This window comes from Methyloversatilis universalis EHg5, from assembly GCF_000378945.1.
GTDB classification, from domain to species: domain Bacteria; phylum Pseudomonadota; class Gammaproteobacteria; order Burkholderiales; family Rhodocyclaceae; genus Methyloversatilis; species Methyloversatilis universalis_A.
In genome coordinates, this window is the sequence record NZ_KB900539.1 from 559,027 (window position 1) to 579,555 (window position 20,529).

Sequence of the window (20,529 nt, forward strand, 5' to 3'; positions counted from 1 at the left end):
AATCGCAGGCCGACCTCCGGAGAGTTTCCGATGCCTGTCCGCACCGCTGCGGCGTCCGCCCTGCGCCCCGTCCTGTCTTCCCGTTCCTCCTTCATCTGTGCTTTCGCGGTTGCGCTGTCCGCCCTGGTTGCCGGGTGTGGCGACAAGGCTCAGTCCGCGCCGCAGGCGCAGGCTGCCCCTCCCGCCGTGCCGGTGACCGTGTTGCAGGCTGCACCCACCCGAGCGCCGCTGGTGGTCGAGGCGGTGGCTCAGGCCGAAGGCATGCGCGAGGTCGAGGTGAGAGCGCGGGTGAGCGGCATTCTGGAAAAGTGGCGCTTCCGCGAGGGCGAGCCGGTGAAGGCCGGGCAGCTGCTGTTCCAGATCGAACGTGCGCCGTTCGAGATCGCGCTGTCGCAGGCCAAGGCCAGGCTGGCCGAAGCGCAGGCGGTGGAAGAACAGACCGCCCGTGAGTCGCAGCGCCTGAACGGTCTGGTGGCCGACAAGGCAATCAGCCAGAAGGAATTCGACGACGCCCGTTCGGCGGCTGCGGTGGCCAGGGCGGCGGTGAAGTCGGCCGAAGCCGCGGTGCGCGAAGCCGAACTGAACCTCGGCTACACCCAGGTCACGGCGCCGGTCAGCGGCGTCAGCGGCCGGGCGGTCAAGTCCGAAGGTTCGCTGGTCAGTACCGGCGCGGACAGCCTGCTTACCACCATCGCCCAGCTCGACCCGATCTGGGTGCGCTTCAGTCTGTCCGACACCGATCTGGTGGCGGTGCCTGGTGGCCGCGCCGCGGTGCGCGGCTTCCGCGAGGTCGAACTGCAGCTGCCGGATGGCTCCATCCTGCCGCAGCGCGGCCGCATCAATTTTTCGGCCAGCCGCATCGACCCCTCGCTGGGCACGCTGGAAATGCGCGCCGAATTCACCAACACCGATGGCCGGGTGCTGCCCGGCCAGTTCGTGCGGGCGCGGGTGATCGCCGGCGAACAGGACAACGTCTATCTGGTGCCGCAGTCGGCGGTGAGCCAGACCGAGAACGGCCCGGTGGTCATGCTGGCCAACGCCGACAACAAGGTCGAGCCGCGGCCGGTCAAGCTCGGGCTGTGGCAGGGCAAGGACTGGGTGGTGACCGGCGGCCTGCAGCCGGGCGACCGCGTGATCACCGACAACCTGCTCAAGCTGCGCCCGGGGGCACCGGTGGCCCCGCACGCGCCGGGTGAAGCCCCGGCGGCACCGGCAGCGCCTGCCGCGCCCGCGCCGTCCAAGTCCTGAAGGAGCGCGCGACATGGCCCGCTTCTTCATCAACCGCCCGATCTTTTCGGGCGTCATCTCCATCGTCATCATGATCGCGGGTCTGGTGGCCTCGCTGTCGCTGCCGATCGCGCAGTACCCGGAAATCTCGCCGCCCACGGTCATCATCACCGCCACCTACCCGGGCGCCAATGCTGAAACGCTGGCGCGCACGGTGGCGGCGCCGATCGAGGAACAGCTGTCCGGCATCGAAGGCCTGCTGTACTACAACTCGACCTCGACCTCGAACGGCACGGTGAGCATCACGCTCACCTTCGAAGTGGGCACCGACCCGGATACCGCGCTGATCGCGGTGAACAACCGCATTTCGGTGGCCGAGTCGCGGCTGCCTGAAGACGTGCGCCGCTCCGGCCTGGTGGTGCGCAAGCGCTCGAACAACCTGCTCATGATCGCGGCGCTGAAGTCGACCGACGGCAAGTACGACACGCTGTTCCTGAGCAACTACGTGTCGGTGAACGTGCTCGACGAACTGCGCCGCATTCCCGGCGTGGGCGACGCGCTCACCTTCGACGCGCCGTACGCGATGCGGGTATGGCTGAAGCCGGACGTGATGGCGCGTCTGGGCATCACCACCACTGACGTGGCGGCGTCCATCCGCGTGCAGAACGCGCAGAACGCGGCCGGCCGCATCGGTCAGGAGCCGGTGGTGAACGGTCAGCAGCTCACTTACACGGTGAGCGCCAAGGGCCGGCTGCTGTCGATCGCCGAGTTCGAGAACATCATCCTGCGTGCCGACGGGCCGTCCGGCGTGGTGCGACTGAAGGACATCGCGCGCATCGAGCTGGGCGCCGAAAGCTATGACCGTACGACCAAGGTGAATGGCACGCCGGTGACCGGCATCGGCCTCTACCTGCAGTCGGGCGCCAACGCGCTCGACACCGCCAAGGCGGTGCGCGCAAAGCTGGCCGAACTGACCATCCGCATGCCGGAAGGTCTGGAATTCATCATCCCGAACGACACCACCCGCTTCATCAGCGAGTCGATCCGCGAGGTGAGCCACACGCTGGCCGAAGCCACGGTGCTGGTGGTGCTGGTGGTGTTCGTGTTCCTGCAGAGCTGGCGCGCCACGCTGATTCCGCTGATCGCGGTGCCGGTGTCGCTGGTCGGCACCTTCGCCGGCCTGTGGGCTTTCGGTTTCTCGATCAACACGCTGACGCTGTTCGCGATGGTGCTGTCGATCGGCATCGTGGTCGATGACGCCATCGTGGTGCTGGAGAACGTCGAGCGCCAGATGCGCGAATTCGGGCGCTCGCCCAAGGAGGCGGCGCTGGAGGCGATGCGCGAAACCTCGGGCGCACTGGTGGCCATGGTGCTGGTGCTGGACGCAGTGTTCATCCCGGTCGCCTTCCTCGGCGGCATCGCCGGCAAGCTGTACCAGCAGTTCGCCGCCACGGTGGCGGTGTCGGTCACCATTTCCGGCATCGTCGCGCTGACGCTGACGCCGGCACTGTGCGCGCTCATGCTGAACGGCCATGAGGGCGAGTCGAAACTGTTCCGCCCGTTCAACCGCGGTTTCGACTGGCTCACCCGGGTCTACACGGGCACCGTGGGCGCCACGCTGCGTCACCGCGTCGTCGCCGCACTGGTGGTGATCGCCATGTTTGCCGGCGCCGGCTTCATGTTCCGCATGGTGCCCGGCGCCTTCGTGCCGTCCGAGGACCAGGGCTATCTGTTCGGCTTCGTCACGCTGCCGGATGGCGCGTCGGCCCAGCGCACCGAACAGTCCTTCGAAAAGCTGCGCCAGATCATCAATGACGATCCGGCGGTCGAGAACGTGTTCATGGTGCGCGGCATGGACTTCATCACCGGCAACAACCGGGCGAGCGTGGCCATGACCTTCGTCGTCATGAAGCCCTGGCGCGAACGCACCACCACCGCTGACGACCTGCAGAAGAAGATCGCCGCGGCCGGCATGAAGCTCAACGACGGCATGGGTCTCATCTTCAATCCGCCGCCCATCCAGGGTCTGGGTACGGCCGGCGGTTTCGAGGTGTATGTGCAGGCGCGCGAGGATTCCGATGCGCGCAAGCTGTCCGCCATCACCGGCCAGTTCCTCGACGCGCTGCGCGCGCGCCCGGAACTGACCGGCCTGAACAGCTTCTTCCGCGTGTCGGCGCCGCAGCTCGCGGTCGAGGTGGACGAGCCGAAGGCGATTTCGCTGGGCATTCCGCTCGATTCTGTCTATTCCACGCTGCAGGCCACCATGGGCACGCTGTACGTGAATGACTTCAACCGCTCGGGCAAGACCTACAAGGTGCAGCTGAGCGCCGATGCGCCCTACCGGATGAAGCCGGAAGATCTCGGCAAGCCCTATGTCCGTTCCGCCACTGGCGCGATGATTCCGCTGTCCGCGGTCATTTCGGTCAAGCCGGTGATCGGCCCGGAAATGGTCGAGCGCTTCAACGGCTTCGTCGCCGCCAAGGTGCTCGGCAATTCGGCCGCCGGCTACAGCTCGGGCGATGCCATCCGCGTGGTCGAAGAGGTGGGCCGTCAGGTGCTGCCGGCCGGCTACAGCCTGGAATGGACAGGTCAGGCCTACCAGGAGAAGCGCACCGGCATCACCTCGGTGCTGGCGCTGGGCTTCGGCATCATCATGGTGTTCCTCATCCTGGCGGCGCAGTACGAGCGCTGGTCGCTGCCGCTGGCGGTCATCATGGCCATTCCGTTCGCCATCCTGGGGGCGCTGCTGGCGGTGTGGGTGCGCGGCATGCCGAACGACATCTACTTCCAGATCGGCCTCGTGGTGCTGGTCGGTCTGGCGGCGAAGAACGCCATCCTGATCGTGGAATTCGCACTGCAGAAGCAGCAGGAGGGCATGGACGCGCTGGCCGCGTCGCTGGAGGCTGCCCGCCTGCGCTTCCGGCCGATCTGCATGACCGCGCTCGCCTTCATTCTCGGCGTGGTGCCGCTGGTGATCGCCACCGGCGCCGGTGCCGCGGCCCGGCGTTCGATGGGTACCGGCGTGTTCGGCGGCATGCTGGCCGCCACCTTCATCGCCACCATTTTCGTGCCGATGTTCTACAGCTGGCTGGCCGGCCGCAAGGCGGCTTCGCGCCGCGACGACGCACCGGCAGAGGTGACCGCATGATGTCCGTGAAAACCCCGCTCGCGCTGGCCTGCGCCGCGCTGCTGTCCGGCTGCATGGTCGGCCCTGACTACGTGCGCCCGTCGGTCGATCTGCCGGCGCAGTACGGCGCCACCGACGCGGTCGCGCCGGCTGCGGTGGCCCGCGGCTGGTGGAAGCAGTTCAATGACGACACGCTGAATGCGCTGGTCGACCAGGCGCTGGCCGACAACAGCGACGTGCAGCGTGCCGCCGCCCGCATCGAACAGGCCGACGCGCTGCTGCGCGAAGCCGGTGCGGCGCTGTTCCCGGATGTCGGGCTCGAAGCCGGCGCCAGCCGCTCGCGCATCAGCGGGGTGGGTGCGCCGATTCCGGCCGGTGCGCCGCTGTACCGCAAGAATTTCCAGACCGCGATCGCCACCTCGTTCGAACTCGATTTCTGGGGCAAGCTGCGGCGTGCCAGCGAAGCGGCCCGCGCGCAGGCGCTGGGCACCCGCTACGCGAAGGACACGGTCGAACTGACCTTGGTGAGCCAGGTCACCGGCAATTACCTGAACCTGCGGGCGCTCGATGCCCAGCTCGCGCTGTCGCGCGATACGCTGGCCACCCGGCGCGAGAACGCCGACATCCTGCGCACCCGGGTGGCGCGTGGCCTGACCAATGAGCTCGAACTGCAGCAGGCGCTCGGTGCGCAGGCGCAGATCGAGGCGCAGATCGCCGACCTGTCGCGCAGCCGTGCGCTGGTCGAGAACCAGCTGGCGCTGCTGACCGGCCGGCTCGGCCAGCAGATCGCGCCGGGCGACCTGCGCTCGCTGCCCTTGCCGCCGCTGCCGCCGGCCGGCCTGCCGTCTTCGCTGCTGGATGCGCGTCCGGACGTGCGCCAGGCGGAATCCGAACTGGCGTCGGCCAATGCGCTGATCGGCGTCGCCAAGGCCGCGCTCTATCCGTCGATTTCGCTGACCGGCAACTACGGTTCGCAGAGCCGCGAGCTGTCCGACCTGTTCAGCGGGCCCTCCAACATCTGGTCGCTCGGCCTGTCGCTGGATCTGCCGCTGTTCGACGGCGGCCGCCGCAGTGCGCGGGTGGATCAGGCCAGCGCGCAGCAGAAGCAGGCGCTGGCCGGCTATGTGTCGGCCATCCGCAACGCCTTCACCGACGTGCGCGACGCGCTGGTGTCGGCCGAACAGTACGCGCAGAGCGTCGAGGCGCTGCAGAGGCAGGCCGATGCCGCGACACGCAGCCTGCAGCTGGCGCAGAAGCGCTATGACGCCGGCTATTCGCGCTACCTGGAAGTGCTGGACGCGCAGCGCACCGCGAACGAGGCGTCGCTGGCGCTCGTCCGCTCACGCCAGGGCCAGCTGGCCGAAGTGGTGAACCTGTATGCCGCGCTCGGTGGCGGATGGGCTGCGGACGGGGCGACCGCGCCGGACGCCGCCGCCCCGACCACCCTGCCGGCTGCGAACTGAGGCGTTTCAACCGGCGATCGCGGCCAGCGGCCGCGCGTCGTCCTTGCGCTCGGTGGTGCGCGAGCTGTCCTTGATCGTGTCGCGGCCGGCCGCCGCCAGCGACTTGATGTCACCCGACAGTTCGCCACCTTCTTCGACATGGATCTTGCCGTAGCGGATCTTGCCGCTGATGCGTCCGGTCGCATGCACGATGAGCCGCTCGCGCGCGGTCAGTTCGCCGTCGAAGTGACCGTGGATTTCCGCCACGTCGATGCTCACCGTGCCCGCATAGGCACCGTTCTCCGCGATGCGCAGCACGCGGCTGTCCATCGTCGCCTCGACCCGGCCTTCCACCACCAGCGTGTCGCAGTCCAGAATTTCCGCGCCGCGCAGCTTCACGTCCGGCCCGACGATCAGGCGGCTGCCCTGGGTCGGCGACGGCTCCAGTGCCTCGCTGCGCGTCGCGCCGCTCTGTGGGCTGTCCTCGCGCTGCGACGGCGCGCTGGTCGAGCCGTGGCTGCCTGCGGTGGAGGTCTGCGTGCTCTGCGAGGCGGGCGTGCCAGGCGTGAAGCCGGTGCTGCCGCCGCCCGGACGCAAGGTGCGCGGCAATGCGGCGTCGGACGTTTTCGGGAACAGGGCGGGCTTGTTGAACATGACGTCTCCTTGAAAGGGTCCGCACCGGATGAATCGATGCGCGCTGTCCTTGTGCAAGCGGCGTGCCTGATTGGGTTTTGTTTTTCATATCAATCGGATGCGGAGCCCTGTTCGCCTTTTGCACTAGAAGCGGGGCAGGGAAAGCCGTTTTCCGTCGCCTGCGCACGACAGACGGGCGGCCACATCGGCCGGCTGGCGCCCGGGGCCGTCTGCCGGGGCTGTCGTGCCGCAGCGACATGAGGCGCTGTTTAACGTTCTGTTGCATTCGATAACCGGGGCTTACCGCGTGCCCTCCGATGCCTGCCTAGACTTGGAGGCTGGCCCTCTTTCTGCCCCGCGTATTCCGCATGCCCCGTTTTTCCTTTCGCACCACGCTGCTGCTGACCGTACTGCTCATTGCCGGCGCGCTCGGGGCCGCTGCCGGCAGCGGCTGGCTCATGCTGCAGGATTTCGCGCGCGCCAGCCGGGAGGCCGGCAGCGCAGCGCTGCGTCTGAGCACCGCGATGCAACAGCTCGACGAGCGCGCACTCGACATGACACGCAGCGCGCGCCAGTACGTCGTGCTGCGCGACGAAGCGGTACGCGAGCGCTACCGGACTGCGCAGACCCAGGCGCTGGAGGCATTGGCGACACTGGATGCCACGCTGGCGCCGACGCCACTGACCGCGCAATGGCGTGAAGCCGCCACTGCGCTGGCGGCGTCGCTGGATGCGCCCGCCGGCGGCGACGCTGTGGACATGCCCGATCTGGTGGCGCTGAACGACAGGCTGGCCGAACGGGTGCGTACCCAGATAGACCGGCGCAACGCCGATCTGCTCGACACGCTGGACGAACGCCGCGACATGCTGGCGCGCGAAGTGATGGCCGCCATCGCGCTTGCGCTGCTGTTGGCCCTGCTGGCCGGCTGGTGGGTGCTGCGCCCGCTGAAGGCGGTGGAGCGTGCCATCACGCGACTGGGCGAAGGCGGCTTCGACCAGATGGTGGAGGTGGGGGGGCCGGCCGACCTGCGTCGCCTCGGCGACAAGCTGGAGTGGCTGCGCCAGCGTCTGGCTGACCTCGAAGCCCACCGCAACCGGGTGCTCCGCCATGTGTCGCATGAACTGAAGACGCCGCTGGCTTCGCTGCGCGAAGGCATTGCGCTGCTGCAGGACGGCGTGACCGGCAAGCTCAGTACCGAACAGCAGGAGGTGAGCGGCATTCTGGATGCCAACGCGCGTGCGCTGCAGGAGCGTATCGAACAGCTCATCGGCTACAACGCCACCCAGTTCGACGCCCGTCACCTCGAACTGAAGCCGACCGCGCTGCGTGCGCTGGCGCGCGAGGTCGCTGCCGATCTCAAGCTGCAGGCCCAGGCCAAGGATGTGCGGCTGGACGTGAGCGGCTACGCGCCGCCGGTGCGCGGCGACGCCGCCAAGCTGCGCATCGCGCTGAGCAATCTGCTGGCCAACGGCATCGCCTTCAGCCCGCACGGCGGCACGGTGCGAGTGGAACTGAGCAGCGACGAAGCGGCCGCCCGCATCGACTGCATCGACGAAGGGCCGGGTGTCGCGCCGGACGAAACCGAACGCATCTTCGAACCTTTCTTCCGCGGCAGCCGCCGCGCGCCGCGGCCGGACAAAGGCAACGGCCTGGGGCTGGCCATCGTGCGCGAATTCATCGCCGCGCATGGCGGCAGCGCCCGGGTATTGCCCGCCGAACGCGGTGCCCACTTCAGGATAGAACTGCCTCATGCCCGCTGATCACCTTCGCCTGCGCCTGTTCGCCCTGCTGCTGCCGCTGGCCCTGACCGCCTGCGCAGGCGGTCGCCCGGCGCCTTCGCCGGAAGCCCCTGCCGCATCGCCGACAGCGGCGCAGCCCGAGGCGCTGATGAGTGATGCCGAGCGCCAGCTGTTGCAGGCGCTGCAGGCCGCACAGCCGCGCGGCGGCAATCCGGCGCGCGCGCGCACGCTGCTCGACGCGCTGCTGGCCGCGCAGGACGACGCGTCGAAGGCGGTGCACCCGCACGCGCGCGCGCTGCTCGATCTGCTGAATGAACGGCAGCGGCTGGATGCCGCCAACCAGAAGCTGACCCAGCAGCTGGAGCGCAGCAGCCAGCAAGCCAAGGACAGCCAGGCGCGCGCTGACGAACTGCAGCGCAAGCTGGACGCGCTGGCCGACATCGAACGCAGCCTGCCGGGCGCCCGTGTGCCGTCGCGTGGCGTACCGCGATGAGCGGACCCCGTCTGCTGCTGGTCGATGACGACACCGACCTGTTGCGCCTGCTGTCGCTGCGGCTCACCGCCAGCGGCTACCGGGTCAGTACTGCCGAAACCGCCGAAGCCGCGCTGACCCGGCTGGCGGTTGAGCCGTTCGCGCTGGTGATCAGCGACGTGCGGCTGCCGGACCGCGATGGTCTGTCGCTGTTCGACGCGATACGCGCCCAGCATCCGGCGCTGCCGGTCATTCTGCTCACCGCCCACGGCACCATTCCGGACGCGGTCGACGCCACGTCGCGCGGCGTGGCCGGCTATCTGACCAAACCTTTCGACAGCGCGGCATTGCTCGAACGCATAGATTGCGCGCTGGCGCATGCCGCGCCGTCCGGATCGCCGTCGCCGGCGGACACCCGCTGGCGTGACGGCCTGATCAGCCGCAGCACCCGCATGGCCGCGCTGCTGGACGAAACGAGGCTGGTGGCCGCCTCCGATGCCAGCGTGCTGATACGCGGCGAGAGCGGCACCGGCAAGGAGCTGCTGGCGCGCGCACTGCACCGCGCCAGTCCGCGTGCGGCCGCGCCCTTCGTCGCGATCAACTGCAGCGCCATTCCGGATGCGCTGCTCGAATCCGAACTGTTCGGCCACGAACGGGGTGCATTCAGCGGCGCGGTGGCGCGTCATACCGGCCTGTTCCGTGCGGCGCACGGCGGCACGCTGTTCCTCGACGAGATCGGCGATATGGCGCCGGCCTTGCAGGTGAAACTGCTGCGCGTGCTGCAGGAGCGTGCGGTGCGACCGGTCGGTGCCACCCGCGCCGAGCCGGTGGATGTGCGCATCGTGTCGGCCACCCACTGTGATCTGGATGCCTTGCTGGAGCAGGGGCAGTTCCGCGAGGACCTGTATTACCGCATCAATGTGGTCACGCTGACGCTGCCGCCGCTGGCCGAGCGACGGGAGGACATTCCGCTGCTGGCCGAGCACTTCCTGCGCACGCTGGCTGACAAGTACGGCAAGCGTCTGCGCGGATTCGCACCGGACGCGCTGGAGGCGCTGGCGACCGCACACTGGGCCGGCAATGTGCGGCAGCTGCATAACGTGGTGGAACAGGCCTGCGCACTCGCGACCACGCCGCTGGTGCCGCGCGCACTGGTCGACCGCGCGCTGCGGGTGCGGCCGATGGAGGCGCTGGGCTATGTCGAAGCCAAGCAGCGTTTCGAGCGCAACTATCTGGTGCAGCTGCTCAAGCTCACCGCCGGCAACGTAACCGACGCTGCCCGCATCGCTGGCCGCAACCGGACCGAGTTCTACCGGCTGCTGCAGCGCTACGACCTCGACCCCGGGCTGTTCCGTGGCGATGTCGCCGAGGCGCGACGCGCCTGATCCGCGCGCGCTGGCCGACCGGCCTTCCCGGGCCGGATGCGCGTCGCCACAGCCCGACACGCGCAGTATCCGGGATTTTCCAAGTCATTGATTCATAGCGTGGAAGAGGGTTGGCATGCACCGTGCTGAACAGGCACGGCATGTCACCTGTGGGAGCTTCCATGATCAAAAGACACACCATCGCCACGCTGCTGGCGACCACCGCACTGGCTTACGGTATCTGCCCGCCGGCACAGGCCGCCGGTTTTGTCGAAGCGGCGCGTCCGGTGCTGCCCGACCCCGGATCGGATGACCAGGACCGCAGCCTGCGCGATGCGATACGCGGCGCGCTGGCGGCCGATCGTTCGCTGAGCGGGTGCTATGTGGCGGTCAGTGCCCATGCCGGCCGGGTCACGCTGGGCGGTGTGGTTCAGGACGCTTCGCAGCTCGCACGCATCCTGCAGACGGCCGCCTCGGTACCCGGCGTGCGGGCGGTCGACAACGGGCTGGAACTGGCCGGGCGCTGAGGCGTCAGGGCACTGCGTAGTGCGCCTGCGTCATCAGGTCGACGCCGCAGGGCAGGTTCTCTATCCAGTCGACGAAGCGCTTCACCATGGCCGGGCCTTCGAAGCGCGCGCCGTGCTGAGGCACGATCATCTGCACGTCCAGACCGCGCACCATCTGCGCCCAGTAGCGGCAGATCTTGTTGGCCACCATGTAGCGCCGGTGGAAGTCGAACATGTGCGGGATGTGGGCGTCGAAATCGGCCACCGGCGGCAGCGCTTCGGAATGACCGATCATCGATGCGCCCATGTCACCGGAAAACAGGATTTTCGACACCGGGTCGTAGAACTGGAAGTTGCCTTCCGAGTGCATGAAATGCGCGGGCAGTGCCAGCATTTCCATCTGGCCGAGCGGTATGCGCATGCCCTGGTCGGGAATCGGGATGATGCGGTCGGTGTAGTCGCGGCCGGTGGTGAAGTGCGGCAGGAAGCGCGCCCACAGCTTCGAGATCATCACCTTGCACGAGGTGCTCACCATCCACTTGTTCATCGACGCGATGATGTCCGGGTCGGCGTGCGAAGCGAGGATGAGATCGAGATCGCGCGACGAGAAGTAGCGCTGCATCGCCATCATGAGCCCGCTGTAGGTCATGTTGCCGCCGGGATCGATCAGCGCGCCGTGGTCGCCATCCACCACCAGGAACTGGTTGCACTGCACCGCGTGATCGGCGCCTTCGTCCACCAGATCGTAGAAGGCCAGGCACACATGCCTGCCGTCGTTGAACAGCTCCACCGCCATGATCGTTCTCCCTGCCGATGCCAATGTCACATCATACGTTGTGCATCAGCAGGCCCCGGGTCCCGCGGCTGAGGGCGCCGATCATGACAAGGGTGGTCGCGGGTGCTGACGGCGGTCCGTTGCGGACCGCGCGTGATTGTGCCCGCCGGTCTGCCGGCGGCGCTTGATCGGGGTCAAGCGCCGCCCGGGCCGTTCATGCGCTGCGGCGGCGCGCCAGTCCGATCAGGCCGAGGCCGGCCAGCATCAGTGCATAGGCCGACGGCTCCGGCACCGCGGCGGCGATGCTCAGGCCCAGCGTGCTGCCGTTCCAGCTCGCCTGTGCGGTGCGGCCGGGCGCGAGGCCGATCACGTCGATCACCGCGCCGGCACCGGTGACCGGATGGGCCAGGCGCAGCGTGCCGCCCACCGACAGCAGGTCGGCGAAGCTGACCGCGCCGGTGCCGGTGTATTCGCCCAGATCGATCACGATGCGGCCGCCATAGAAACTGGCGTTGCCGAGAATGATCAGGTGATCGCGCTGCGACGGCGCGTCGCCGTCGATTTCCAGCACCAGTTCGCCGCCTGCGGTCTGTGTATAGTTCTGCAGCGTAAGCGTGCCGGGCGAGGTGCCCGGAGCGAAGATGCCACCACTGTTGCTCACGTTGCCGGTGATGCTGCCGGTGCCCTTGAGCACACCACCCTGCAGGATGATGTTGCCGGCGAAGGTGCCCATGACCGTGGTTGTGCCGGCGGTCTGGGTCATCAAGCCAGAGAAGGTGCTGCCGGCTTCGATCCGCAGTTCGCCCTGGTTGCGGAATTGCCCATTGGTCTGGAAGCCCACCGGTGCGCTGCCGGACACCACCATGCGGCCTTCATTGACCAGCGAACCGGAGCTGTCCAGCAGCAGCGGATTGACCGCGGTGTTCGCTTCGATCAGGCCCCGGTTCACTACCGCACCGCGAATGCGTGTCGCGCCGCTGAAGGTCTGGCCCGCCCCCAGCGTCAGCACCGGTACCCGGCCGATGTAGTTGCCGTAGTAATCCAGCACGTTGCCGGCGTCATCGGTGAATTCGACCCGGCCGGTACCGGCCAGCAGCGTGTCGCCGTAGAGGCGGAGCTTGGCGTAGGTGGTCGGGCTCACGTCGCGCGGATGCGCCAGGCCGAAGGCCAGCGTGCCGTTATTGGTGATCGTGCTGCTGGCACCGTTCCATCCGAAATTCATTTCGTTGCCCGAGGTCGCTTCGACCCGGCCTTCGATGGTGACGCCGGTGAAGAAGGTGGCCAGAGCGTTGGTGCCGTCGGTGTAGATGCGCCCGCTGCCAGTGCTGCGCAGCGTGCCGCCGTACACCGCGGCACCGAGATCGATGGACGACGCGTTGCGGGCTTCGATCAGGCCGCCGGCATTGTCGATGGCCGAGGTGATCCAGATGCGGCTGCCGTTCTCGGCGCGCATGTCGCCGCGGTTTACCAGTGAATGCAGGGTCGAGTAGGGCGAGGCCGGATTGCCGGTCAGGAGGCCGCTGATCATCAGAAAGCTGCCGGCGTTGTCCGCCACCACGCTGCCCTGGTTCACGACCGACAGACGGCCGCTGGCGAGATTGCCGTTGTAGCCGAGCTTGCCGGCACCGCGCAGCGTGTGTCCCTGGGCGATCACCAGCGTATTGGCGTCGGTGCTGGCGCCGTAGATGATCTGGCTGTCGTTGAAGGTGGCGCGTTCGTTGGCGTAGCCGTTGCCGAGCAGCGTGCTGCCGCTGCCGGACAGCGTGACCGTGCCGCTGATGCCCAGCAGCGCCAGCCGGCCATCGGAACTGAGGCGCAGCGTGCCGTTGTTGATCAGCGATGCGCCGCCGCCCGGATCGCTGACGATGAGCCGGGCGTCGCCGAAGCTGTAGTTGATCGCGTCACTGAAGGCGGCCGAACCGCCGATGATGAGCGTGTCGCCTGCGTCGATGGCCAGATGGGTGGCCGAACCGCCGAAGGCCGCGCAATCGATGCGCTGGGTGCAGTAGGGGCTGGGCGTGACCGCATAGGGCGGTGCGATCTGCACCGTGCTGTTGCGTGACGGGTCGTTGTCGATGAATACCCGCGATGCCGGGTAGTGGGTCGGCGGGCCGCTCGGCGACCAGTTCCAGTAGGTGGTGCCGCCGACCGAGCGGTTATTGGTGTTCCACAGCGTGTCGGCCTGACCGAGCCAGACATAGTCGGCCGCGGCCAGGGGCGCAGACAGGCCGGCACCGGCAAACAGTGCGGCGCAGAGCGCGCTCAGACGACGCAGGCGGGTGTGCGGGGCGGATGTGGAGGCAGGCACGGCGGCGACTCACTCGACGAATGGACACGAGCGAACCTTAACCGCGACAACCCTGCCGCGCAGCCCCCTGTTCGGGGGTGTCGGGGCGGCTTACAGCGGCCCTGGACACGGGTCGATCCGGCAGAATAGTGCGAACAGTGCGCACCCTTCAGAACTGGCGATTGTTCTGAAACCCGCGCCAGTATTGGGAATGCTTGGTGGGCCCCCTGGGAGTCGAACCCAGCACCAACGGATTATGAGTCCGCGAAAATGGATGCTCATCAGCTACCCTGCTCTTTGTACGTTCGTTTCAACCAAATGATTTATATGAAAAAGATGGCTCGCGTTATTGTGAACCCCTCTTGTTGGTGCTATGGTTTTGGCTACACGATGGCTACATGATGTAACCGCCGATTGATCGTAGTAGCTCGTTTGGCACCATGAACCGAGAGCGCCTGACCCTTGATCGAATCGCCCGATTCGTCTGCCCTGCCGACAAGCAGCAGGCCTTCCTGTGGGACACGGAAGCGCCCCGCTTGGCGGTCCGTGCGACTGCCGGCAGCAAGTCCTTCATCTTTGAGGCCAAGCTGCACAGAAAGACGGTCCGCCAGACAATCGGCAGCGTGCAAGCGTGGGATATCGCCGATGCGAGGGCTGAAGCGCGCAGGCTGCAAACCCTGGTTGACCAAGGCATAGACCCCGCCCAAGAGCGCAAGCAACGCCTTGAAGCCTTGGAGGGGGAGCGGGAAAGGGCGCAGCGCACTGATGCCCTCGCGCTTGATGCCTGGGCTGCTTACATCGAAGCCCGCAGCCCTAAATGGACACCCCGTAGTCTGGCCGACCACTACGTCATGACGACCGAGGGTGGCAAACCAAAGACGCGTGGCCGCAGACCCGGCGAAGGCACCACAACCAAGCCCGGCATCTTGCGTCCTCTGCTGTCTCGCCCCCTGAACCGGATTGACGCTGAAGCTGTGCGGGTCTGGCTGTCATTCGAGATAGTGAAGCGCCCGACTCATGCTGCACTGGCTTTCCGCCTGCTGCGGGCCTTTTTGAACTGGTGTGCAAGCTCCGAGCACCTTGCGGAGCAGGTGCATGTGGACGCCTGCAAGGTTCGCAGCGTGCGCGATCAGCTACCGAAGAAAGCGGCCAAGAATGACTGCCTGCAGCGCGAGCAACTAGGTTTGTGGTTCGGGCGGGTCCGCGCCTTACCCAATCCGATTCACTCCGCTTACTTGCAAGTGTTGCTGCTGACTGGCGCACGTCGGGAGGAACTCGTCGACTTGCGTTGGGATGATGTCGACTTCCAGTGGAAGAGCCTCACCATCCGCGACAAGGTTGAGGGGGAGCGGACCATCCCTCTGACCCCCTATGTCGCAAAGCTGCTTCAGGAATTGAAGGCCCGCCGGGATATGGGCGCTGTGAGAGCGATTCCCGTCCGTGGACCGAATCTGAAAAGGTCCGTTGCCCGGGCCCGGCGTGCAAACGAGGGGGCGGCTAGAGCTCATCAATGGGTGTTCAGCAGCCCCACCGCTGCGTCCGGCAGGCTTCAGGAACCGCGCATATCCCACAACAAGGCATTGGACGCCGCCGGCCTGCCTCCTCTCACCCTGCACGGTCTGCGGCGATCCTTCGGCACGCTGTCCGAATGGGTGGAAGTGCCTGTCGGCATCGTTGCGCAGATCATGGGCCACAAGCCTTCCGCTATCGCGGAAAAGCACTACCGTCGCCGTCCGCTGGACTTGCTGCGCATGTGGCATACGAAGATTGAAGGCTGGATGTTGGCTCAGGCTGGTATCGAGCAACCTGATGAGAGGGCCCCGAATCTTCACAAGGTTGTCGGGGCTTGATCAAGGCGGAACCGCCACCGGCCGGTTGCCGGTGAGACATTGAATGGGGAAACAACGTGGATCGCTTCAACGAATTGAACGCACGGCATGACAGCGCACTTGACCGCATCGGGATGATGGATGAGCTTGCACCCGGCGTGGCCTGGATGGCACACGAACGCGCAGTGAATGTTGTCCGGGAAAAGCTGAAAGACTGCAACCAGCTTTCTGATGCAGGCCGCGAGCAGTTTGTCTTTCTGGAGTATCAAAGGGTCTTCTTGTACGCCTTCTTCACCCATGCGGTGCCTATGGGGGAGGGGGAGGAGTGGCTGGATAACGCTGCAGCAATCTTCAATGACGTTGAGGTTGCTGCATCACTGCTGACGGATAACTACGTCGAACACCGGGGCGCGGTTTTCGCGGCCTGAAGCCCCAGTAGCACCTGAAGCAAGCGCAACGAATAGCGCACCAGCAGCACCTGATGCACTTCCTACCGGCCCTGTTCAGCGGCTGGTTTTTCTCCCCCTAGTGTCACTTCTTCAGTCCGGGACGTTGGTCCGGGAGCCCCTTGCATTGTCTTTGCCGCTTTCGGTAATCTCAGGCGAGAGGGCTAGGTTCTGCAGACCGAAAAGCGCGTTTCCCCCCGTTTCCGCGCCTGCCCTGCTTCACGAAACCGGGGGAGTAAAACGGGGATAACAAGAATGAAAAATACCCATCCCGCTGCCAGTGGCAGCGGCGACAGCCTCAATCCGTCCCAAGAAAGTCTCTTTGCCCGAGCCAAGCACGGCACGTTGTCTGACGTGTTGAGCCTGGACGACATTGTTGGGCTTGCCCTGTGCAGCGCAGAAAATCCTTTTGGACGGGGTAATGACAATCGCCTGCGTTCATCGCTCCACACTTTGATCAAGTGTGGTTTGGTTGTGCCTGTCCGTTCGGTAGAAGTTGAGAGGCGCGGTACTCCACTCTTCGGCGTGATGGGCTCAGCTGGGGTCCGATGGATGGCGACGACCTCCTCCAAGGGGACTGACCACTACGTCCATAGAGATTCCCTGCGCCCCCATCTGTCCGACTTGGGCGACGTCGGTCCATATCTCCGGGAGTGGCTGGGAGATGTTTCCTCAGCCGAAAAGCAACGGAAGTCGCACAGAGGGGAAGGTAAGGAGCGTCAGGTGGATGGCAGAGCGATAAAGAGGGCTCTTGCCGCGCTTGAGAAGGGAGGGCTTGCATGGGGCGACATCCACCGCTGCACCGTTAAGGAGTGGCTTATGGCCAATGTCGTTGAGCTCTCACAGACCAGACCTGATTCACTAGCCAAGCACCTCAAAGAAAAGGGACACGTAACTGAGTGCGTGCCCGGTCGGCGCGGTAAAGACGACAAGGCTGCAGAACTCGCGACACTCGATCAGGCTTGGGCAAGTGTCCAAGCGGCGGAGTCGCAGCCCAGTGGGCTGGTGGGGCGGCAAACGCTGAAGCTGGCGTCATCGAAGTAGCCGACACCGGATAGCGGATATCAGATAGGAGGTATCTGATATCCGCCGTTTCTCCGGGGCGCTCTCTAGTCTTGGTTTTCGTGGAAACCATCAAGGAGCGCCCCATGCAGAGAAACGCCGAACTAGTGCCAATCGCCCACCACGCTGCCGTGGAGAAGTTGAGGGAATTCGTGTGGTGGCTTGAGGACAACCGCGCCACCTTCAGCGCGGTTATGTCCGATCCCCACAACGTAATACTTCCCCGGCAGGTGCATCAGAGCCTGCGCGATCTGCATCACGAACTGTCCCATATCGTGACGGCAGAGAGCCAGTACCGTGAAAAGGTTGCCAGGCTGTTGAAGGCGGCCACAGCAAAGGAGGAACAGACGACCCAGCGACGAAAGTGATAACCGGAAAGAAGAAAGCCCGCTTCTCGGGCGGGCTTTCAGGACTCTTTCTGACAGTGCATATGGCATGCAGAGCATGCTATATCAAAGCCCTAAAAACAAGAGGTTATGGTATGACAAAAACAACAAGAGGTGCGGAGCACGCGCCCGACCTGAGCTGTGCCGCCCAACGGGGGCGGTTGCTCGAATACCTGGTGGCTCACGGACAGATTGCAACGTCGGAGGCTCGGACGGTGCTGGCTGTCATGTCCCCTGCCGCACGGGTGATGGAACTGCGTGCGGCAGGGTTCGATATCGAGACTCGCCGCATGTGGGTAGAGGATGAAAGCGGGGTTCCTCACTTCCAAGGGGTCTATGCGCTGCGGGGAGGTGCGAAATGATTTGCACCTCATGGGATAGCTGCATGGGCCTCCATGACGAAGGTTCCTACTCGCACCACACGGAAGGCGGAACGCATTGGATGGACGTGTCGCCGCAGGAACTGCAAGTGTGCCTTGAGGGTGATTCCCCGCCGGAGTTTCGCACCATCCTTGCCCGCTGCGGGGATGAGGACGCCGCCCGCTATGCAGGCCCGCTCTATCTCGACTTCGATCACGAAGATATCGCGGTCGCCATCGCCGCGTTTCACAGGATGTTGGATTGCCTGGCCGCCCTTGGCGTTGATCTGGAGATGTTGAGGCTGTTTGCAAGTGGGGGTAAGGGCTTCCACATTGAAGTTCCTCTGCGGTGCTTCATGGGAGAGCCCGAGCCCGTTAAGGACTTGCCCCGCGTTTTCCGTGAAATGGTGCTGGCCGACCTCACGGACGACAGCGAACAAGGGGTCGAGGGCGTTGACCTGCGCGTCTATTCACAAGGTCGGGGGCGCATGTGGCGCGTGCCGAACCGCGAGCGGACCAATGGGAAGTTCAAGGTGCCGCTATCGGTGGATGAAGCGCGGCGTGTCACGCCGGAAAGCTACAGCGAGTTGACGGCGCAGCCCCGCGAATTTCCGCAGCTCAAACCTGCGGTGCTGGTGCCGAAGCTGGCCGACGTGTTCAGCCGTGCACAGGCTACGCAGGCGCAGAGCGCCCCAGTGCGGCCTGCAGCATGGACCAAGGCCGAAACGGAGATTCGCAAGCGGTGGGGAGGCGACGCGCCGCCCTGCGTGCGCCCTTTGCTGGCGGGCGATAAGCCTTCGCGTGAAGAGGGTTTCAACAAGATCGCGATACAGCTTGCGAGCCTTGCCCACGTGCTCGAATGGGACTCCGATCGCCTGGTCCTCGAATGCGAAGGACTGTGCCAGAAACATCAATCGGACAACCGGGCACACGACCGACGTTGGCGTGAAGGTGAGCTGATCCGGTTGCATCGCTATGTCGGGCGTCAATCCGGGTATGCCTTCAGCGTTCCAGCCCTCGTCGACATCCTCCCTGCAGGTGCCGACACGTCAGACCTACGGGGGATTGAGGCAGACGCACGGGAAGACAGGCCCGACTATGCAAGTCGGTTGGCTGAGGCTGGGCGTGACCGGTCCCAGCTAGTGCAATTTGCCCGGGGTGTGTTTGCTGACCAGTCACTGCCTGCAACTGTGCAGACGGGGCTCTTGAAGGACGTTGCCAAGGCAGCAGGGGTGTCCCTCAAGGTTTTGCAGCAAGACCTGTATTCCCCCGATGACGGTGAGGGACCGTTCATTCACGTTCATCCTGCTGATCACGCGGCGTCCGTCGACAGCGCGCTCGATGTGCTACCGCTGGCCACTGACCTGCGTGTCCGGTCCGGCAAGCTTGTAGAGGTGCAGCGCGGAAGACTTCATGAGGTGTCCCATGACCGGCTGCGCTATCTCTTGTCGAAGGTGGCGAAGTGGAAACACCCTGGTGGCATCGGATCACCAGACGATGCAGTCATCAGGGGTGTGGCGGCCGCTGGCCACTGGCCGGGGGTGCGTGAGATTGTTGGGGTAGCGCAGCAACCTACGATTATCAAAGATGGGTCCGTCGGGGCTGCTGATGGATTTGAGCCTTCCTTTGATGAAAGTGGCTTTCCGCAGTACGCCGGCACGGGCCGTGAGGCGTTGGAAGAGCTTAACGGGTTGCTGGGTGAGTTTCCTTTCGCGTCGGAACTGGATCGCGCGTGTGCCATTGCTGCAATCCTCACGGCCGTTGCACGCCCGGCACTGCGTACCGCGCCGGCATTCCTTGTCGCTGCCTATGAGAAAGGAAGCGGCAAGACCTTCTTGGCGGAGCTGATCGGGTTGTTTGCGTCGGCGGATGTTCCGATGCGCCGATGGGGGAGGGGTTCGGAGGAGCAGTCCAAGTCTCTCCTTGCTCTGCTCATGGAAGGGCTGCCCTTGGTCGTGTTCGATAACCTCTCCTCCGATTGGAAGTCCGACACGCTGGCCGCCATTCTTACCAATCCGACATACGGTGACCGCGTGCTTGGTGCGTCGGAGACTGTTGCGGTTTCTACCCGGTGTCTATTCCTCGCCACGGGGAACAACATCAAAGCGGGCGTTGATCTGGCGCGAAGGGTGGTCCCGATCAATCTTGATGCACGGGTGGCACGCCCGATGGGTCGCGAGTTTCAAGGAGACCCGGTCGCTGTCGTCCGGGCGGATCGCGGTCGATGGGTAACGCTGGCCCTGAAGGTGCTGCAAGACTTTGTCGTGAGCGGCGCAAAGCCGCAACTGTCACCACTGGGTTCATTCGGCGAGTGGTCGGAGCTGATCAGGGGTGCAGTGGTGTGGTACGGCTTGCCGGACGTTGTCGGGGCGGTCATCACGCAAGTGGATGACGATGATGACCGGCAGGAGCTTGAAACCGTGGTGTGGGCTTGGGGCGAAGTCTTCGGGCATGACCCTATAACCCTGAAGGATGCCCTCAGGGAAATCCGCAGCAAGTCTGCGGGGGCTGGGGCGGTGTTACTTGGAGCCTTTGACGAAATAGCGGGCGAGCGCGGTGAGATATCGCTGCGCAAACTCGGGGCATGGTTCAAGGCTCACAAGGGGCGCGTTGTCGACGGCAAGAGACTGATGCCGATAGCTGGGGCTCCGCGTCGTGATGGGGCGGTCTGGGCGCTAGCGGCCATCTGATACCGCAATGTGTGTGAGTTTGTTGTGAGTCACAGTCCCAGACTCACAAGACTCACACATCACTCACGGCACTGAAACCCAGTCTGGTATTGGGTTTCAGTGATTTCTGTGAGTCTGTGAGTTTGTACCCCTAGTCCTACGTGTGAGAGAGGTATAGCCCACACATTGCAGGTAGGGCGCATGCA

At 65.3% G+C, this 20,529-nt stretch carries 16 protein-coding genes and 1 tRNA gene; 13 read left to right on the top strand and 4 right to left on the bottom strand.

All coding sequences use genetic code 11. The features are described from left to right. Positions 1–30 precede the first annotated feature (30 nt). Genes METUNV2_RS0102560 through METUNV2_RS0102570 form a run of 3 tightly spaced genes read left to right on the top strand, consistent with a single transcriptional unit; the run spans position 31 to position 5,817 of the window. A complete protein-coding gene (locus METUNV2_RS0102560; protein WP_018227954.1) occupies positions 31–1,248 on the top strand; it encodes an efflux RND transporter periplasmic adaptor subunit in 1,218 nt (405 codons plus the stop codon). 13 nt (positions 1,249–1,261) lie between these two features. Next, a complete protein-coding gene (locus tag METUNV2_RS0102565) occupies positions 1,262–4,375 on the top strand; it encodes an efflux RND transporter permease subunit (protein ID WP_018227955.1) in 3,114 nt (1,037 codons plus the stop codon). Next, a complete protein-coding gene (locus METUNV2_RS0102570) occupies positions 4,372–5,817 on the top strand; it encodes an efflux transporter outer membrane subunit (protein ID WP_018227956.1) in 1,446 nt (481 codons plus the stop codon). The genes METUNV2_RS0102565 and METUNV2_RS0102570 overlap by 4 nt, the downstream gene beginning before the upstream one ends. A gap of 6 nt (positions 5,818–5,823) precedes the next feature. Here METUNV2_RS0102570 and METUNV2_RS0102575 read toward each other — a convergent pair whose 3' ends face one another. Next, complete coding sequence (locus METUNV2_RS0102575) at positions 5,824–6,450, bottom strand: bactofilin family protein (protein ID WP_018227957.1); 627 nt, start codon at positions 6,448–6,450, stop codon at positions 5,824–5,826. 347 nt (positions 6,451–6,797) lie between these two features. Here METUNV2_RS0102575 and METUNV2_RS0102580 point away from each other — a divergent pair, with 347 nt between their 5' ends. The 4 genes from METUNV2_RS0102580 (at position 6,798) to METUNV2_RS0102595 (ending at position 10,531) form a co-directional block, all read left to right on the top strand. After that, positions 6,798–8,189 (top strand): sensor histidine kinase, encoded by a 1,392-nt coding sequence (locus METUNV2_RS0102580; RefSeq protein ID WP_018227958.1) that lies wholly within the window; start codon positions 6,798–6,800, stop codon positions 8,187–8,189. Continuing rightward, positions 8,179–8,661: a hypothetical protein gene (locus METUNV2_RS18820; protein WP_018227959.1), complete on the top strand. Its 483-nt coding sequence runs from the start codon at positions 8,179–8,181 to the stop codon at positions 8,659–8,661. Before METUNV2_RS0102580 ends, METUNV2_RS18820 begins: the two co-directional genes overlap by 11 nt. Further along, on the top strand, positions 8,658–10,025 hold the full coding sequence (locus METUNV2_RS0102590) for a sigma 54-interacting transcriptional regulator (protein WP_018227960.1): 1,368 nt from the start codon (positions 8,658–8,660) through the stop codon (positions 10,023–10,025). Before METUNV2_RS18820 ends, METUNV2_RS0102590 begins: the two co-directional genes overlap by 4 nt. Before the next feature lie 161 nt (positions 10,026–10,186). Next, positions 10,187–10,531, top strand: a complete 345-nt coding sequence (locus tag METUNV2_RS0102595) for a BON domain-containing protein (RefSeq protein ID WP_018227961.1) — start codon at positions 10,187–10,189, stop codon at positions 10,529–10,531. A 4-nt stretch (positions 10,532–10,535) separates the two neighbouring features. Here the strand turns inward: METUNV2_RS0102595 and METUNV2_RS0102600 are convergent, their stop codons facing one another. The 3 genes from METUNV2_RS0102600 to METUNV2_RS19785 form a co-directional block, all read right to left on the bottom strand. Continuing rightward, entirely contained in the window at positions 10,536–11,306 is a 771-nt protein-coding gene (locus METUNV2_RS0102600; RefSeq protein ID WP_018227962.1) for an MBL fold metallo-hydrolase, read from the bottom strand. Positions 11,307–11,499: 193 nt separating this feature from the next. After that, on the bottom strand, positions 11,500–13,593 hold the full coding sequence (locus METUNV2_RS0102605; RefSeq protein WP_018227963.1) for a PEP-CTERM sorting domain-containing protein: 2,094 nt from the start codon (positions 13,591–13,593) through the stop codon (positions 11,500–11,502). A gap of 195 nt (positions 13,594–13,788) precedes the next feature. Continuing rightward, positions 13,789–13,863 (bottom strand) — tRNA-Ser (locus METUNV2_RS19785). 149 nt (positions 13,864–14,012) lie between these two features. On the opposite strand from METUNV2_RS19785, the gene METUNV2_RS0102610 reads away from it, so the two are divergent. The 6 genes from METUNV2_RS0102610 to METUNV2_RS0102630 all read left to right on the top strand — a co-directional run bounded on the left by METUNV2_RS0102610 (position 14,013) and on the right by METUNV2_RS0102630 (position 20,344). Beyond that, the gene (locus METUNV2_RS0102610) at positions 14,013–15,422 is read left to right on the top strand and encodes a tyrosine-type recombinase/integrase (RefSeq protein ID WP_018227964.1); all 1,410 of its coding nucleotides are present in this window, start codon (positions 14,013–14,015) and stop codon (positions 15,420–15,422) included. A 56-nt stretch (positions 15,423–15,478) separates the two neighbouring features. Next, complete coding sequence (locus tag METUNV2_RS0102615; RefSeq protein ID WP_026187815.1) at positions 15,479–15,829, top strand: hypothetical protein; 351 nt, start codon at positions 15,479–15,481, stop codon at positions 15,827–15,829. A 273-nt stretch (positions 15,830–16,102) separates the two neighbouring features. Then, positions 16,103–16,891 carry a hypothetical protein gene (locus METUNV2_RS19790; RefSeq protein WP_157281275.1) on the top strand — a complete coding sequence of 263 codons (789 nt, stop codon included), beginning with the start codon at positions 16,103–16,105 and terminating at the stop codon, positions 16,889–16,891. 104 nt (positions 16,892–16,995) lie between these two features. Further along, positions 16,996–17,277: a hypothetical protein gene (locus METUNV2_RS0102625; RefSeq protein ID WP_018227967.1), complete on the top strand. Its 282-nt coding sequence runs from the start codon at positions 16,996–16,998 to the stop codon at positions 17,275–17,277. A gap of 113 nt (positions 17,278–17,390) precedes the next feature. Then, the gene (locus METUNV2_RS20305; protein WP_157281277.1) at positions 17,391–17,657 is read left to right on the top strand and encodes a helix-turn-helix domain-containing protein; all 267 of its coding nucleotides are present in this window, start codon (positions 17,391–17,393) and stop codon (positions 17,655–17,657) included. Between the two features lie 23 nt (positions 17,658–17,680). Next, a complete protein-coding gene (locus tag METUNV2_RS0102630) occupies positions 17,681–20,344 on the top strand; it encodes a hypothetical protein (RefSeq protein ID WP_157281280.1) in 2,664 nt (887 codons plus the stop codon). Positions 20,345–20,529 lie beyond the last annotated feature (185 nt).

Excerpts from the sequence above, each read along its gene's own strand:
- METUNV2_RS0102560 (WP_018227954.1), top strand. The coding sequence starts at position 31 with ATGCCTGTCCGCACCGCTGCGGCGTCCGCCCTGCGCCCCGTCCTGTCT.
- METUNV2_RS0102565 (WP_018227955.1), top strand. The coding sequence starts at position 1,262 with ATGGCCCGCTTCTTCATCAACCGCCCGATCTTTTCGGGCGTCATCTCC.
- METUNV2_RS0102570 (WP_018227956.1), top strand. The coding sequence starts at position 4,372 with ATGATGTCCGTGAAAACCCCGCTCGCGCTGGCCTGCGCCGCGCTGCTG.
- METUNV2_RS0102575 (WP_018227957.1), bottom strand. The coding sequence starts at position 6,450 with ATGTTCAACAAGCCCGCCCTGTTCCCGAAAACGTCCGACGCCGCATTG.
- METUNV2_RS0102580 (WP_018227958.1), top strand. The coding sequence starts at position 6,798 with ATGCCCCGTTTTTCCTTTCGCACCACGCTGCTGCTGACCGTACTGCTC.
- METUNV2_RS18820 (WP_018227959.1), top strand. The coding sequence starts at position 8,179 with ATGCCCGCTGATCACCTTCGCCTGCGCCTGTTCGCCCTGCTGCTGCCG.
- METUNV2_RS0102590 (WP_018227960.1), top strand. The coding sequence starts at position 8,658 with ATGAGCGGACCCCGTCTGCTGCTGGTCGATGACGACACCGACCTGTTG.
- METUNV2_RS0102595 (WP_018227961.1), top strand. The coding sequence starts at position 10,187 with ATGATCAAAAGACACACCATCGCCACGCTGCTGGCGACCACCGCACTG.
- METUNV2_RS0102600 (WP_018227962.1), bottom strand. The coding sequence starts at position 11,306 with ATGGCGGTGGAGCTGTTCAACGACGGCAGGCATGTGTGCCTGGCCTTC.
- METUNV2_RS0102610 (WP_018227964.1), top strand. The coding sequence starts at position 14,013 with ATGAACCGAGAGCGCCTGACCCTTGATCGAATCGCCCGATTCGTCTGC.
- METUNV2_RS19790 (WP_157281275.1), top strand. The coding sequence starts at position 16,103 with ATGAAAAATACCCATCCCGCTGCCAGTGGCAGCGGCGACAGCCTCAAT.
- METUNV2_RS0102625 (WP_018227967.1), top strand. The coding sequence starts at position 16,996 with ATGCAGAGAAACGCCGAACTAGTGCCAATCGCCCACCACGCTGCCGTG.
- METUNV2_RS20305 (WP_157281277.1), top strand. The coding sequence starts at position 17,391 with ATGACAAAAACAACAAGAGGTGCGGAGCACGCGCCCGACCTGAGCTGT.
- METUNV2_RS0102630 (WP_157281280.1), top strand. The coding sequence starts at position 17,681 with ATGGGCCTCCATGACGAAGGTTCCTACTCGCACCACACGGAAGGCGGA.